The organism is Klebsiella pneumoniae complex sp. WS1778 (genome assembly GCF_049472055.1).
In the GTDB taxonomy this organism is placed as follows: domain Bacteria; phylum Pseudomonadota; class Gammaproteobacteria; order Enterobacterales; family Enterobacteriaceae; genus Klebsiella; species Klebsiella quasipneumoniae.
Genome location: NZ_JBKGTJ010000003.1, coordinates 367,725 through 382,513, shown reverse-complemented (window position 1 = coordinate 382,513; position 14,789 = coordinate 367,725). Strand labels below are relative to the sequence as shown.

Below are 14,789 nucleotides of genomic sequence, written 5' to 3'. Positions count from 1 at the left end.
GATGTTTCCTCTCGCCCATTTTTTACGCCAGGAACTGCGCGACGCACCGGGACGCGCCAGCTACACGCTGCGCCTGACGCTGAGCTGTGCGGTGCTCATCACCCTGTTCATGACCCTGCAGATCCCCTTTCTGGCCGTCGCGCTGATCGTCGTGTTCTACGTCAGCCAGCCTAACGTGTTGATGATTAAGTTAGTCAGCGTGGTCTTTTTTGTCACCGTCAGCGTGGCGCTCGGCGGCGTGCTGCTGATCATCAAGTGGACCTATGACTACCCGCTGATCCGCCTGGCGGCCTCCGTGGCGCTCTTTTTCTGCGCCATCTATCTAATGCGGGTGCTGGGCAAGCTGGGACTGGCCTTTTTCGTGGTGGCGCTGGCGGTGATTTACGCCCAAACCTTCCCGTCGATGACCAGCCAGAGTGAAATCCTGGTGCGGCTGCTGCTCTGGCTGTGGGTGGCGATTAACACCGCGATCCTCGTCACCCTGCTGGTCAACGCCTGTTTTCAGCAGGCCTTTCCCGGCAACCAGTTTAAGGCGCGTCTGGCGGAGATGCTGCAGGCGGTCGCCAGCCGGCTGGCAGACCCGGACGCTGAAGCGCCACCGACCTTCGGCGAGACCGCCGCGCAGTTCAACCAGCTGCAGTCGCTGTTCGCCCAGGCCAGCCGGGCGACGCCGGAGATCGCCGCCGATCCCCAGGCCTGGCGCTCGCGGCTGGCCGCCACCCTGCGCTGCTACCAGCTGGCGGCGCTGCTGCAAGCGGACGAGGCCGATAGCGACGATCGCCTGCGGCTGTCGCAGGCGGTGCTGCAGCTGAAGAGTGCCCTCAGCGAGGGGCCGTTTGACGGCGCTATTCCTCCCCTGGCGCTCAGCGGCCGCGGCGTCAATCGCGCCGTTCTGCAGGCGATGGCAGCCCTTCTGCAGCGGCTGGCCCAGGGTGAGCCCGTTGCTCTGCCACAGGGCGAGGTGGAGAAGCCGCCCCTGCTAGCGCCGGACGCCTGGCGCAACCCGGCGTATCTCCATTTTGCGCTCAAGACCCTGCTGGCGACGCTAATCTGCTATGTCTTCTATACCGCTGCCGACTGGCAGGGACTGCATACCATTATGCTGAGCTGCGTGATCGTCGCCCAGCCCGGGCTGGGCGCCACGATGCAAAAGACGTGGCTGCGCATCGGCGGCGCGCTGTTCGCCACTCTGCTGGCGCTGCTGTTAATCGTTTTTGTCCAGCCCTGGACCGACTCGCTGTCGGGGCTGCTGGCGATGTCCCTGCCAGTGCTGGCGCTGGCGGCCTGGATTGCCGCCGGTTCGGAGCGTATCGCCTACGCCGGGATCCAGATTGGCTTCACCTTTGCGCTGGCCTTCCTCAGCTGGTTTGGTCCGCTGACTAACCTCACCGAGCTACGGGACCGGGTGCTGGGTATCCTGCTCGGGGTGCTGGTCTCCTCCATTGTCCATTTATATCTCTGGCCGGACAGCGAAGCGCCGCAGCTGAAATCGCGCCTCGCCGGACTCTATCGCCGGCTGGCGGACTGCCTCGCCGCCCCGCACGATGCGGTGCCGCTGGCCCCTCTGTTTGTCGCCTTCACCGACAGCGAAGCGCTTATCCATCGGGTTCGCGCCGAACCGCTGGGCACGTATGCCCACCCCTGGCCCCAGGCGAAAAACTGGCCGATGCGCGCCACCCTCGCCCGGGCCGAGGAGATCGCCCGCCTCACCGAAGGGTACCGGCTCAACGCCGCGCCGGGAGACCCGACCCTGGCCCGCTGCGCCGAACAGCTGCGGCGCTACGCCGAACGTATCGAACAGGAGGCAACGGCCCCTGCCGAACCGCTGGCCACCGACCTGACTAACCCCTTTGGCCCGGCGCTGGCCGCCGCGCTGGCCACCCTGCCCGACTGGGGCCCGACACCGATAGCGACTGAGCAACAGGCTAAAACGTCATGATGATCCTTCCTTTCTCCGCGCGGCTGCGCGACACTCTCCTTACCCTGACGCTGACGCTGCTCAGCGGCTGCGCGCTGATTCAGGACGAGCCTGCCCAGGTCGCCATCGTCAATCCGCAGCAGGCCCAGCTGGCGCAGGTGATCCACCTAGCGAACAGCAACTGGCCGGCAGCCCGCTGGTGGGAGGCCTACGATGACCCTCAGCTCAATATGCTGATCAATCGGGCGCTGCAGAATTCGCCGACCATGCAGGCCGCCCGGCTGCGCATCTCCCAGTCGCAGTCTACGGTGGAACTCGCCCAGTCGGCGATGGGCCTGCAGGCCACCGCCGTCGCGGCGCAAAACCGCCTGCGGATCACCGACAAATCCTTTAGCTGGCCCTACTCCTACTCCCTGCCGGTGGATAAGAACGGTCCGTGGTATACGCTGAACACCGTTGGCGTCGGGGCGCAGCTGAATATCGATCTCTGGGGAGCCGATCGCGCCCGGGTCGCCGCCGCCATTGGCGAGAAAAACGCCCGGCTGGCGGAGACCGCCGGCATTGAGCTCGACATCGCCAGCAGCGTGGCGCAGCTCTATTTCGCCATGCAGGCGACATTCCAGAAAATCGCGCTGCTGCAGGAGCTGGAGGGCATTGCCCAGTTCTCGGTGACGGCCCACGAGCACCGGACCCAACGCGGTGTGGAGGATAGCGTGGATGTGGCCAACGCCCAGGCCGAACAGCTCGCCGCCCGCCAGCAGATCATTAGCGCCGAGGGGATGCTGACCCAGTATCGTGAAACCCTGCGGGCGCTGATCGGCGCCGATGCGCAAAGCATGCCGGCGATCCATCCGGTAGCGCTGCCTGCGCTCCAGGAGACGCTACCGCCGTCGCTCTCTTTCGAGCTGCTGGCCCGCCGCCCGGACCTGCAGGCGCTGCGCGGGTACGTGACCGCCTCCCTGAGCCAGGTCGACGCGGCGAAAGCGGCCTTCTATCCCCATTTTGATATCAAAGCGTTCTGGGGCTATAACGCCCTGAGCGTCGGGGATCTGTTTAAGTCCTCTTTCCAGCAGATCAACCTGCTGCCCGGGCTCTATCTGCCGATCTTCGACGGCGGTCGTCTGAACGCCAATCTGCAGTCGGTGCGCACCGCCAGCAATATTCTGATCAAACAGTACAACCAGGCGGTGCTGGACGCGGTTCGCGATGTCGCCATCAGCTCCAGCCAGCTTAACGACCTGAATCAGCAGCGTGCGCTGCAGCAGCTGAAGGTCACCGCGGCGCAGACCACCACCGACAGCGCTCGCGCCCATTATCAGCGCGGCCTGCTCAGCCGCTACGCCGCCGAAGAGGCCCGACGGGCGGTTCTTGCCCAGCAGCTGTTGCTGCTGGACATTGAGGCCCAGCGGCTGAGCACCGACATTACCCTGATCAAAGCCCTGGGCGGCGGCTACCGCGGCCAGTAACAAAAATGCCTTCCCCGGAGGGGAAGGCATTCAAACTGCAGCCAAAGGGCAATCTTCAGGGATTGCCCGGCGGCACTGCGCTTGCGCGGGCCTACAGCCAACCGCATAACGGTTTGATATTGCTGCCTTTCGTAGGCCGGGTAAGGCGAAGCCGCCACCCGGCAGAAAGGCGGGCACAATAACCAAACAGGTTTGTCATCAGCAAGAATGCCTTCCCGGATGGGGAAGGCATTTAACAGAAGACGCGGGATTGATGCGCGGCGATTACACCAGGGCGCGCAGCTCTTCGCGCATGTAGGTGGAAAAGAATTCCGGATGCTTAATCACCAGCCGTTCGCCGGCGGCGACCCGTTCAGCCCACTCCGCCACTTTGTCGGTAAACCCGGCGCTCCAGCCCTGCTGCTGACCGCGCTCAGCGACATCGGCCGGGCTGGCTGGCACGCCCAGTTCTTTCAAATATTTGAGAATTCCCTTCGCGGTACTTTCATCCATAGACTGTGGTACTGGCTCAGACGTATTCATACCACCGATGAAATCCAATGCTTTATCAATGACTGCTGGCATAGGTGTGTCCTTATATTAACCACATAGTAAACCTGGCTACACTATGGACCGGAAAGCGACGTGATTTCAAAGAACACGCTCACGTTATGGGACATCGCGCATTCAGAAAAGGGGATTTTGCACAGCTGAGGCGGGGATTGGACAAAAAACAAGCCGGTCCCGGGGGACCGGCCTGGGGATCGCGTCAGGCGTTGCTGACGGATTTTTGCGCGGCGCTGGACTGACTGTTCTCCAGCATCCGGCGGACCGGGACAATCAGCACGGCCAGTACGGCGGCGCAGATCAGCAGCGCGATAGAGCAGCGGGCAAAGAGGTCCGGCAGCAGCGACAGCTGATCGGCCTTCACATGACCGCCAATCAGCCCCGCCGCCAGGTTACCCAGCGCGCTGGCGCAGAACCACAGCCCCATCATCTGGCCGCGCATTCTCTCCGGCGCCAGCAGGGTCATGGTCGCCAGACCAATCGGGCTCAGGCACAGTTCGCCGAGCGTCAGCATCAGGATGCTGCCCACCAGCCACAGCGGCGACACACCGGCCCCGCCGTTGTTCAGGACGTTCTGCGCCGCCAGCATCATCAGGCCAAAGCCCGCCGCCGCGCACAGGATGCCAATGACGAATTTGGTCATACTGCCCGGACGGACGTTTTTGCGCGCCAGCGCTGGCCACGCCCAGCTGAAGACCGGCGCAAGCAGAATGATAAACAAGGCGTTAATCGACTGGAACCAGACCGCGGGGATCTCAAAACCGCCGATCATCCGGTTGGTGTAGTCGTTAGCAAACAGGTTGAAGGAGGTCGGTTTCTGTTCAAACGCGGACCAGAAAAAGGCCGCCGAGACCAGCAAAATAAAGCATACCAGCAGGCGCGCCCGCTCTTTACGGCTCAGGCCGGCGAAGACGAACAGCCAGATGAAATAGAGCGCCACGGAGGCGGCAATCACATAGACCAGCACGCTGGCCACCGCCACCGGGTTAATCACGATCGTGCCCAGGCTAATGAGCGTGACCAGCACCGCCACTCCCAGGGCCAGCGCCAGCAGCCACGCCCCAACGCCATTCTTTTTCGCCACCGGGCTGTTCCAGGTGGAATCGAGGCCAACCTCCGCGTCATAGCGCTTCATCGACGGTACGGCAAAGAGACGGAAAATGATCAACGCCACCAGCATCCCGATCCCCCCGATGCCGAAGCCCCAGTGCCAGCCATGGGATTTAATCAGCCAGCCGGAGATTAACGGCGCGATAAACGAGCCGATGTTGATCCCCATGTAGAACAGCGAGAAACCACCGTCGCGGCGCGCGTCGCCTTTTTTATACAGGGTACCGACAATCACCGAGATACAGGTTTTAAACAACCCGGAACCGAGGACGATAAACATCAGGCCGATAAAGAACAGGTCGTTGCCCAGCCATGCCGACAGGGCGATCGACAGGTGCCCGAGGGCGATAAGAATCGAGCCGTACCAGACGGCGCGCTGCTGGCCTAGCCAGTTATCCGCCAGCCAGCCGCCCGGCAGCGCGGCCAGATACATACTGCCGGCAAAAATCCCGACGATCGCCGAGGCGTTCTCCCGCGCCAGCCCCATCCCGCCGTCGTAAACCGTCGCCGCCATAAACAGGATCAGTAAGGGACGGATCCCGTAAAACGAGAAACGCTCCCACATTTCAGTGAAGAACAGGGAGCCCAGCGGATAAGGATGGCCGAAAAAGGTACGGCTTTCGTTTTTATTAACAGAGGAATGCATAAATTCTCCAGAAAAGGTGCGCCGCAGCGCAAGTTAACCGTATAAAGCGGGCTGACGATTTATAATTTGTTTGTCTTAACATCAGATACGAGCATTTTTAACCATTTGATAACCATGCAGTGGTTTTGTCCAGCCCCTTACCGTTCCTTTTTAGATGAAAAGTCGACAAACATCTAGTTTTATAGATTTAATGTTCGCAAAAACGTAAACGGCGTTGACATTATGCCATTGTGCAGAATACATAATTTTATTTATTAAAAACAGTAAGTTGATTGATTAACAAAGGACAAAAACCGTCGGTGCGGGCAGGGCATATAACGACAGCAAAAGTAAGGGAAACGGGCCGGAGGAGGCAGAAATAGCGCTAAGGGAGAATATTGTTAAGCCATCCAGGTGCTACCCCCGGAGAGCCAACCGTGCGGCAGGATTTACAAGGCTTGCCGGCTGCTATAGCCGGCGCCATTTTGCGCGCTATTTTACACGCTGCCCCGCCCGATCAATGACCCGCTCACCGTCTTCCTTCACGAAGGCGCCTTTTTGCGGCGCCGGCAGGATCTCCAGCACCACCTCTGACGGGCGGCAGAGCCGGGTGCCCCGCGGCGTCACCACGATCGGGCGGTTAATCAGGATCGGATGCTGGAGCATAAAGTCGATTAACTGGTCATCTGTAAACCGGTCTTCCGCCAGGCCCAGCGCATCGTAGGGTTCGACGTTTTGCCGCAGCAGCGCCCGCACCGGGATCGCCATCGCGGCGATCAGCTGACGCAGCTCATCGCGCGACGGCGGCGTCTCCAGATAATAGATAATGGTGGGCTCAGCGCCGCTGTTGCGGATCAGCGCCAGGGTATTACGCGAGGTGCCGCATTCAGGGTTATGGTATATGGTGATGCTCATAGCACGTTCTCATGGCTGATTGAAGGAGAGACGCAGCGCCAGCGCGGCCAGCGTCACAAGCAGCACCGGCAGGGTCATGGTGATGCCGCAGCGGAAATAATACCCCCAACCGATGGTGATGTGCTTCTGCGTCAGCACATGCAGCCAGAGCAGCGTGGCCAGGCTACCAATCGGCGTGATTTTGGGCCCCAGATCGCAGCCGATGACGTTGGCATATATCATGGCCTCTTTGATCGTCCCTGTTGCCGCACTGCCATCAATCGACAGGGCGCCGACCAGTACGCTGGGCATATTATTCATGATCGAAGAGAGGAAGGCCGACAGGATACCGGTGCCCAGCGTCGCGGCCCACAGCCCGCGCTCCGCCAGCATGTTCAGCACCGTGGTCAGATAATCCGTTAATCCGGCGTTTCGCAGGCCATACACCACCAGATACATCCCCAGCGAGAAGATCACAATCTGCCATGGGGCGCCGCGCAGCACCTTGCCGGTGTTAATCACCCGCCCGCGCTTCGCGACAGCAAACAGGATCCCCGCTCCCGGCGCCGCGATGGCGCTGACCGGGATCCCCAGCGGGTCAAGAACGAAAAAGCCGACCAGCAACAGCAGCAGCACGCCCCAGCCGGTGCGGAACGTCGCCGGATCTTTTATCGCCGTGGCCGGCGCTTTCAGTAACGCCATATCCCAGGCGGGTGGGATATCCTTGCGAAAGAACAAGTGCAGCATCGCCAGGGTGGAGAGGATTGCCGCGAGATCGACCGGCACCATCACCGAAGCGTACTCCCTGAAGCCAATGGCAAAGAAATCTGCCGACACGATATTCACTAAATTCGACACCACCAGCGGCAGGCTGGCGGTATCGGCAATAAACCCGGCTGCCATGACAAAGGCCAGCATCGTTCCCTTACTGAACCCCAGCGCCCGCAGCATGGCAATTACGATGGGCGTGAGGATCAGCGCCGCGCCGTCGTTGGCAAACAGCGCCGCCACCGCCGCGCCGAGCAGGATAATCCAGGTAAACAGCAGACGACCCCGCCCTCTTCCCCAGCGGGAAACGTGTAGCGCGGCCCATTCAAAAAAGCCGGACTCGTCGAGCAGCAGGCTGATAATGATCACGGCGATAAACGTGGCGGTGGCATTCCAGACGATATGCCACACCACCGGGATATCGGCTATCTGTACGCCACCGGTGACCAGCGCCAGCGCCGCGCCAAAGGCCGCGCTCCAGCCGATCCCTACCCCCCGCGGCTGCCAGATCACCAGCACCAGGGTCAGGACAAAAATCGCACCTGCCAGCAACATCGTTCCTCCACCAATCACATTCGAAAAATCATATATGATAAGATAAATTTTTTTACCGACAACCTGGCCCGTCGGTCAGTCTGCTGATCATCAGCCGCACATCGTCCTGCTGACTTAGCCAGGCCTGCTCAATCACCTGCGCCGCCCAGGCCGGCATCTGCGGAGAGAGGCGATAATGGACCCACTTACCCTGTTTTCGATCCCGCAGCAGCCCACTCTCCCGCAGCATTGCCAGATGGCGGGAGATCTTGGGCTGGGACTGGGCGAGCGCCGTACAGAGATCGCACACGCACAGCTCTCCCCGCGCCTTGAGCAACAGCACGATCCCCAGCCGGGTTTCATCGGCGAGGTTTTTGAACAGTTGCAGGGGTAATAAAGACATGGTTTCTCCTCAAGCGTGACGGACAGCATACGGGACCACGATTAAAGATCAATATACATTCGAAAATACATATATGTTTTTTTCACAGCTGCGATAAATCTCCCTGCAGTTGCAACACGCGCCTCCTGCTCAATAGCACGCAAAAATGCCGCGCTTTCTTTTATCCATCATTGAAATGTGTCAGGCTGAAGATCCCATCGGATTGACAGGGTTTTCAGGATGAGTACGATTTATGTGGTTGTTTTAACGTATATAAAACCGCTCGAAGAGATTGACAACGCGATCCCCGCCCACGTCGAATGGCTCAAAAAATGCTATGCTGACGGCCTCTTTCTCGCCTCCGGCCGCCGTATTCCTCGTACCGGCGGGGTGATTCTGGCGAAATGCGACAGCCGGGAAATTCTGGAATCGCGTCTGGGCCAGGATCCCTTCCAGCAGCTGGGCCTCGCCCATACGGAGATTATTCCCTTTGAGGCCAGCATGGCGTCGCCCGCGCTGCAGTCGCTGTTATAAGCCTGTTCCGGAGGAAAAATGCAGCCATCCTTTCACTGGATTAATGAACCTGCCGAGTGGCACCGCGATGCCGACGGCCTGACGGTGGTCACCGATAAGCATACCGACTTCTGGCGCCATACCTGGTATGGCTTCGAACGCTTCTCCGGCCATCTTTATGCCGCTGAGGTGGAGGGCGATTTTACCCTGCAGGCAAAAATCTGTGCGGATTTCACCACGCTTTACGACCAGGCCGGGCTGATGATGATGGCGGACGAGCAGACCTGGCTGAAAGCGGGGATTGAGTTTAATGACGATGCCCCGGCCATCGGCAGCGTGCTGACGTTAACCCACTCCGACTGGGCCACCGGGCTTTTCCCCGGCGACCCGCGCACTTTCTGGCTACGGCTGACCCGCAAAGGCGATGCGTTAAGGCTGCAGTATTCGACCGACGGCGAGCGCTGGCCGCTGCTGCGTCTTGGCTACTTTCCGCCAGGCCCGGTAAAAGCCGGCGTTATGTGCTGCTCACCGGAGCGCGGCGGACTGGCGGTTGCATTTCGGGATATTCAGCTTTCCCCGCCGCTGGACAAAGCGCTGCACGATCTGAGCTGAACGCTAGCGGGAAGACCCGACTTTCTCTGCATCCTGAGGGCCAGGATTGCAGGGTTCGCGGGTGCCGGGCAGGTAAAAATGGCCGTGCTTATCGGGATCGGTGCCGCCCGGGCACCCTGCCCTGCCTGAGGAGTTATCGCTACTGCCGCCGTCCGAACCGTTGCCGCCGTCGGCGCTCGATATTACCGACTGGCCGTGATGGCCATGCGCTGCAGTGGCTGAAAACGCCACCAGCGCGAACACACAGACCATTAAGCGTCTGCCCATTGCTGCCTCTCCCTTATTGAAATTCCCCGCCCATCGCGTTGACGATGGGATAAGCCGTTACACCGCGATAAAAAACTGCTTTATCCGCAGGGAGTATAGGGTTAAGGCAGAGGGAAAGACAGTGCCGGTGTCTTCAGACATTTCGCACGCAAAATAGCCTTTATGCCGCGGTATGCGCTATCAGAAAATCAATCAGGGCTTTCACCCTTTTCGTTTTACCCGCGTTTTTCGGGTAATAGAGATAAACCGGCGGATAGGTTTTCCAGTAGTCCTCCATCACCGGTAGAAACTGTTCACGATCGGGCTGTAGCCGCCAGATAGGTTCAAACAAGCGGCCAATCCCCAGTCCATGGCGGATACCGTCTGCCATGACGTCAATATCATTGCTGATTAACTGCCCCGGCATCTCCACGGTGAGTTGCTCGCCGTGGTCATTGAGGATCAGCGGCAGGATACGGTGGTTGGTAATAAAGCGATAGCCAATCAGCCGGTGATGGCTGAGATCGGCGGGCGACTCAGGCACGCCATATTCGGCCAGATAGGCTGAGGAGGCATATAACCCTTCGCGAAACGGTTTCATTAACGGGCGGGCGACCACCCCGCCTTCGAGAATATCGCCAAAGCGGATCCCAAGGTCGAATCGTTCTTCAATGATATTGACGGTACCGTCATAGACCGATATTTCCAGCTGGATCCCCGGGTATTGCTGACAGAAAGCCGCCATCGCCGGTTTAAGAATAAGCAGGTAGGCAAAGCGCGAGAGCGTAATTCTCACCGCCCCGGAGGGTTCCCGATTCTGATCGCGGAGGCTCTCCAGCGATGTTTCCAGAACCTCGACCGCCGCAGCGGTTTGCTCCAGCAACTGTTGGCCAGTTTCCGTCAGCTCGATTCGCCGGGTGGTACGCACAAAAAGCGGATGACCGATATGCTCCTCCAGCAACTTGAGGGCATTGCTAACAGACGGCGGCGTGATTTCTAATTTCCTCGCCGCGGCCGAGATATTGCCTTCGCGCGCAATGCTCTGAAAGATGCGTATTTGATTATAAAGGGCGTTATTCATAGCATCTCCTTGCGACAGTCTCGCCTGATTATTAAGTACAGGCTAAATATTCTTAAGTCAATGACCGCCTAATCTTCACTCCCTGTGGCTCGTATACTTTTGTCTCTTCCCGCTGATAACGACTTTCCGGAGACAACGATGCGAATTTTATGTCTGGATATCCCCGCGCCCGGCGCAACGCTGGAACACTATGCGCCGCACCTTACCGCGGAAGCCCTCCATGCCTGGGGGCTGTATAAATCTGGCTTTATCCGCGACATCTATTTCCGTCAGGACCGACCCGGCGTCGCTATTTTCCTCGAGTGCGACACCGTGGAAGAGGCGAATAACATCATGGCCGAATTTCCGCTGGCGAAGGCGGGTTTATTAACCTTCGAGTGTATTCCACTCGGCTCGTTTATTAACTGGGAAAACCTCTTCTCTGCCGAATTTAAACCTCAGGAGTAACGATGAGAAAGCCTCATATCCTTATCGTTTCCGGACATCCGGATCTTAACCATTCCATCGCCAACGCCAACATCCTCGATGAGCTGGCGACCGCCCTGCCTGATGCGGAAATCCGTCGTCTGGACTGGCTCTATCCGGACGGCAAATTCAACATCGCCGCAGAGCAGGAAAGCCTGCTGCAGGCGGATGTGATTGTCTGGCAGTTTCCCTTTAGCTGGTATGGGCTGCCCGGGTTAATGAAACAGTGGCTGGACGAGGTCTTTGTCCACGGCTTCGCCCATGGCTCAACGGCGAAACTGGGTGGTAAAAAGCTGATCCTCTCCTTCACCACGGGAGCGCCACAGACGCTCTATACCGCTGACGGTTTCTTTGGCCATGCCATTGAGGAGTATCTCCTTCCCTTCGAGACCACGGCCAGGCTGTGCAATCTTGAGCTGCTGGCGCCGGTTTATACCTGCGGCATTAGCTACGCCGACCGGGATGCCGACAAAATCGCTCAGCAAAAAACGCGTGCCCGGGAACACGCGGCCAGACTGATCGCACGGCTTAAAACTCTGGTGGAATAACCCAAAGGGAGAAAATAAAGATGCAGTATACCCGGCTCGGGAAGAGTGACTTACTGGTCTCCCGCATCTGCATGGGATGTATGGGGTTTGGCGATCCGTCAACGGGCCAGCATCGCTGGACGCTGGACGAAACAGCCAGCAGGGAGATCATCCGCTACGCGCTGGAACAGGGCATCAATTTTTACGATACCGCCATCGCCTATCAGAACGGCTCCAGCGAACGGTACGTTGGCCGGGCGCTGCGGGAGATGGCAAAACGCGAGGATGTGGTGCTGGCCACCAAGTTTCTGCCACGAACCGCTGCCCAGATTGCCGGGGGGATCAGCGGAAAACAGGCGATCACCCGCTCGCTTGACCAGAGTCTGCGAAACCTCGGGATGGACTACATCGACCTCTACATTTACCACATCTGGGATTACAACACCCCGGTTATCGACGTGCTGGAGGCGCTGCATGCCGCTGTCGCCGCCGGCAAGGTGCGCGCGATTGGCATTTCCAATTGTTATGCCTGGCAGCTGGCGAAGGCGAACGCCCTTGCCGAACGCGAAGGGCTCACGTCCTTTGTTTCTGTGCAGAGCCACTACAACCTGATTATGCGTGAAGACGAACGAGAGCTGTTCGGGCTGTGCGCGGAAGATAATATCGCGATGACTCCCTATAGCGCGCTGGCCAGCGGCCGTCTCGCCCGCTTAGAAGGCCACACGCGGCGAGCGGTGGAAGATGATTATGCCCGGGGCAAATACGACCGCACGGCAGAGCAGGATCGGAGCATTATTGCCCGCGTCGCCGAACTTGCCGAACGGCATCAGGTCTCCATGACCGAAATTTCGCTGGCCTGGCTGCTGACTAAAGTCACCGCCCCGGTGGTCGGCGCCACGCAAAAGCATCATGTTGACGGCGCGGTCAACGCTGTAGCCCTTCAACTGAGCCCGGAAGAAATCCGCTATCTGGAAGAAGCCTATCAGCCGCACTTCCTCACAGGCGTGATGGCGCAAAACACGCCGCAAGCCAAAGACCATCCTCAGGTGTGGACGCGATAACGATCCGCCCAGTGGATCGGAAAGGAGCAAATATGAAAAACGTGATTGCCGCGGCAGCCTTGTCGCTTGTGCTGTCTGATTTTGCTTATGCCAACGAACAAAGAGATGAAGCTATGATGAAAATTACCCCTTCTACCCTTACGGACGCTGATATTCAAGCGGTGTCGCCGGCGCTGGCGCGCTTCGGCCGCGAGGCCATCAGCAACGACCTCTGGCAACGTGACGCCCTGTCCGCCCGCGACCGTAGCATCGTGACCATGGCGATGCTGATTGCCCGCAACCAGCCAGAAGAGCTGAAGCACTATATTGCCGTCGCGCTCGATAGCGGCGTGACGCCAGCGGAAGTGTCAGAGATCATTACTCACCTCGCCTTCTACGCTGGCTGGCCCAATGCGATGTCAGCCGTCAGCGTCGCTAAAGCCATCTTTGAAGCCAGGGGCGTGACGGCAGAGGCCCTGCCCGCCGCCTCGCCGACGCTGCTGCCCCTCAATGAACAGGTAGAAAAGCAGCGTGCAGATACCGTGGAGAAAAATGTCGGCCCCATTTCGCCTGGCCTGGTTAAATTTACCGCCGACCCGCTGTTTCTCGACCTCTGGCAACGGCCCGCGCTTACCCCCCGCGACAGAAGCCTGGTGACGGTCAGCGCGTTAATCGCCGCCGGACAGAGCGCGCAGATTGGCTACCACCTAAACAGAGCCATGGATAATGGGCTTTCGGCTGAAGAGGCCGGAGAAGTGGTTGCCCAGGCGGCGTTCTACGCGGGATGGCCAAATGCGTTTACCGCTGCTCCTGTGGTCGGTGAGGTATTGCGATCGCGCGAGAGCAAAACTGAATAAAAAAGAATAAAGGACAGGGAAGCTGTCCTTTATTCGTCGTTAATTGTTAATTTAAAGGTACCACGAGGGCTTTCGATTAGGTCTCACGGAAAGAACATAAACGGTCTATCGAAGTATGGAGACTTCGATCGTGAATCTGTTCAGATCGCTCATTGAGAAAATTTCCGTTCCGTATGCCGTCATGAGTCTCATCCTTTGAAAGCAGCGATCGCTGTGGCGAGACTGTAGCGCGGACATGTCTATTTGGTCAGGCCATGACTGACCTCCCCCCACCGCATATCGCAAGAATTTGCTTTCTCAGCCAGCGGTGACCGGGGTCGCGTTCCATCCTTGGGTGCCACATCTGCGATACCGTAATACGACGGCTTTTGAACGGCAGCTCGAAAACGTGTACCTGGTCCGTTACCTGCTGATTGAGTAAATAGAGTGCGGGTATCATGGCGATAAGATCCGATTCCAGCGCCACGGACAGTGCTGTCGGAAATCCCGGTACGACGCTCGCAATTTTACGTTTTGTCCCCAGTTCGGCCAGCGCATCGTCAACGGATCCGTGCAACGCGCCCTCGGGTGACGCTACCACATGGCCCCAGGCGACATAATCACTCACGCCTATTTCTGCCTGCTTAGCCAACGGGTGCCCTTTACGCACGACGCCAACAAACCGATCCTCAAACAGTCGTTGCAGCCGTATTTCTGGCCCCATATTACTCTGAACGCCAATCTCCAGATCAACCAGCCCTTCCCGAAGATAGCGCGACGTTTTTTCCGGCTTAGGCGCGAAGCGTATACAGACGTCAGGCGCGGCGTCGGCAACCGCTGCGATGAGCGCAGGCCCAAACGCCACCACAAAACCATCGTTTGCCCTGATGGTAAAAAGACGCGCCAGACTTCGCGCGCAGAACGTTTCCGTTGAGGGCTGCAATACTGCCCTGGCCTCGTGCACTGCACGCCTGGCGCGATCCCGGGTCGCTTCGGCCCACGGGGTCAGTACCATGTTACGCCCGGCGCGCACCAGGATCGGGTCTCCTGTGACATCGCGTAACCTGCTTAATGTTCGGCTCATGGCCGAGGTGCTGAGGTTCAGACGACGTGCCGCACCTGCGACACTCGCTTCACTCAGCAATATGTCGAGAGCTACCAGCAAATTAAAATCGGGATCAGACATTACCCTTTCTCCCAGCACATTAAGATAAGGCGTTTGATGC

16 protein-coding genes are annotated in these 14,789 nt (G+C 58.9%); 8 read left to right on the top strand and 8 right to left on the bottom strand.

What is annotated here, in order from left to right:
• Position 1 precedes the first annotated feature (1 nt).
• Entirely contained in the window at positions 2-1,939 is a 1,938-nt protein-coding gene (gene mdtO / locus ACLEXF_RS16425; RefSeq protein ID WP_407259595.1) for a multidrug efflux transporter permease subunit MdtO, read from the top strand.
• Entirely contained in the window at positions 1,936-3,384 is a 1,449-nt protein-coding gene (locus tag ACLEXF_RS16420; RefSeq protein WP_322357634.1) for an MdtP family multidrug efflux transporter outer membrane subunit, read from the top strand. The genes mdtO and ACLEXF_RS16420 overlap by 4 nt, the downstream gene beginning before the upstream one ends.
• 264 nt (positions 3,385-3,648) lie before the next feature.
• Here the strand turns inward: ACLEXF_RS16420 and ACLEXF_RS16415 are convergent, their stop codons facing one another.
• The 5 genes from ACLEXF_RS16415 to ACLEXF_RS16395 all read right to left on the bottom strand — a co-directional run bounded on the left by ACLEXF_RS16415 (position 3,649) and on the right by ACLEXF_RS16395 (position 8,264).
• On the bottom strand, positions 3,649-3,948 hold the full coding sequence (locus ACLEXF_RS16415) for a DUF1889 family protein (protein ID WP_004205347.1): 300 nt from the start codon (positions 3,946-3,948) through the stop codon (positions 3,649-3,651).
• Positions 3,949-4,132: 184 nt separating this feature from the next.
• A complete protein-coding gene (locus ACLEXF_RS16410; RefSeq protein ID WP_043520908.1) occupies positions 4,133-5,686 on the bottom strand; it encodes a peptide MFS transporter in 1,554 nt (517 codons plus the stop codon).
• A 471-nt stretch (positions 5,687-6,157) separates the two neighbouring features.
• Entirely contained in the window at positions 6,158-6,580 is a 423-nt protein-coding gene (gene arsC / locus ACLEXF_RS16405) for a glutaredoxin-dependent arsenate reductase (RefSeq protein ID WP_043520910.1), read from the bottom strand.
• A 9-nt stretch (positions 6,581-6,589) separates the two neighbouring features.
• A complete protein-coding gene (locus ACLEXF_RS16400; protein WP_043520911.1) occupies positions 6,590-7,882 on the bottom strand; it encodes an arsenic transporter in 1,293 nt (430 codons plus the stop codon).
• Between the two features lie 52 nt (positions 7,883-7,934).
• On the bottom strand, positions 7,935-8,264 hold the full coding sequence (locus ACLEXF_RS16395) for a metalloregulator ArsR/SmtB family transcription factor (protein WP_004205342.1): 330 nt from the start codon (positions 8,262-8,264) through the stop codon (positions 7,935-7,937).
• A 219-nt stretch (positions 8,265-8,483) separates the two neighbouring features.
• On the opposite strand from ACLEXF_RS16395, the gene ACLEXF_RS16390 reads away from it, so the two are divergent.
• Both ACLEXF_RS16390 and ACLEXF_RS16385 read left to right on the top strand, forming a co-directional pair.
• Positions 8,484-8,777: a YciI family protein gene (locus ACLEXF_RS16390; protein ID WP_004205341.1), complete on the top strand. Its 294-nt coding sequence runs from the start codon at positions 8,484-8,486 to the stop codon at positions 8,775-8,777.
• 18 nt (positions 8,778-8,795) lie between these two features.
• A complete protein-coding gene (locus ACLEXF_RS16385) occupies positions 8,796-9,368 on the top strand; it encodes a DUF1349 domain-containing protein (RefSeq protein WP_004205340.1) in 573 nt (190 codons plus the stop codon).
• A gap of 3 nt (positions 9,369-9,371) precedes the next feature.
• Here ACLEXF_RS16385 and ACLEXF_RS16380 read toward each other — a convergent pair whose 3' ends face one another.
• Entirely contained in the window at positions 9,372-9,635 is a 264-nt protein-coding gene (locus tag ACLEXF_RS16380; RefSeq protein WP_004205339.1) for a hypothetical protein, read from the bottom strand.
• 160 nt (positions 9,636-9,795) lie between these two features.
• A complete protein-coding gene (locus tag ACLEXF_RS16375) occupies positions 9,796-10,695 on the bottom strand; it encodes a LysR family transcriptional regulator (RefSeq protein WP_004205338.1) in 900 nt (299 codons plus the stop codon).
• A 138-nt stretch (positions 10,696-10,833) separates the two neighbouring features.
• Between ACLEXF_RS16375 and ACLEXF_RS16370 the strand changes: the two genes are divergently transcribed.
• Genes ACLEXF_RS16370 through ACLEXF_RS16355 form a run of 4 tightly spaced genes read left to right on the top strand, consistent with a single transcriptional unit; the run spans position 10,834 to position 13,584 of the window.
• Entirely contained in the window at positions 10,834-11,142 is a 309-nt protein-coding gene (locus ACLEXF_RS16370) for a hypothetical protein (protein ID WP_017899806.1), read from the top strand.
• Between the two features lie 2 nt (positions 11,143-11,144).
• On the top strand, positions 11,145-11,708 hold the full coding sequence (locus ACLEXF_RS16365) for an NAD(P)H-dependent oxidoreductase (RefSeq protein ID WP_043520917.1): 564 nt from the start codon (positions 11,145-11,147) through the stop codon (positions 11,706-11,708).
• 20 nt (positions 11,709-11,728) lie between these two features.
• Positions 11,729-12,748 carry an aldo/keto reductase gene (locus tag ACLEXF_RS16360; protein ID WP_004205333.1) on the top strand — a complete coding sequence of 340 codons (1,020 nt, stop codon included), beginning with the start codon at positions 11,729-11,731 and terminating at the stop codon, positions 12,746-12,748.
• Positions 12,749-12,780: 32 nt separating this feature from the next.
• On the top strand, positions 12,781-13,584 hold the full coding sequence (locus ACLEXF_RS16355; RefSeq protein WP_043520918.1) for a carboxymuconolactone decarboxylase family protein: 804 nt from the start codon (positions 12,781-12,783) through the stop codon (positions 13,582-13,584).
• 247 nt (positions 13,585-13,831) lie between these two features.
• Here the strand turns inward: ACLEXF_RS16355 and ACLEXF_RS16350 are convergent, their stop codons facing one another.
• Positions 13,832-14,749: a LysR family transcriptional regulator gene (locus ACLEXF_RS16350; protein WP_043520920.1), complete on the bottom strand. Its 918-nt coding sequence runs from the start codon at positions 14,747-14,749 to the stop codon at positions 13,832-13,834.
• Positions 14,750-14,789: the final 40 nt, after the last annotated feature.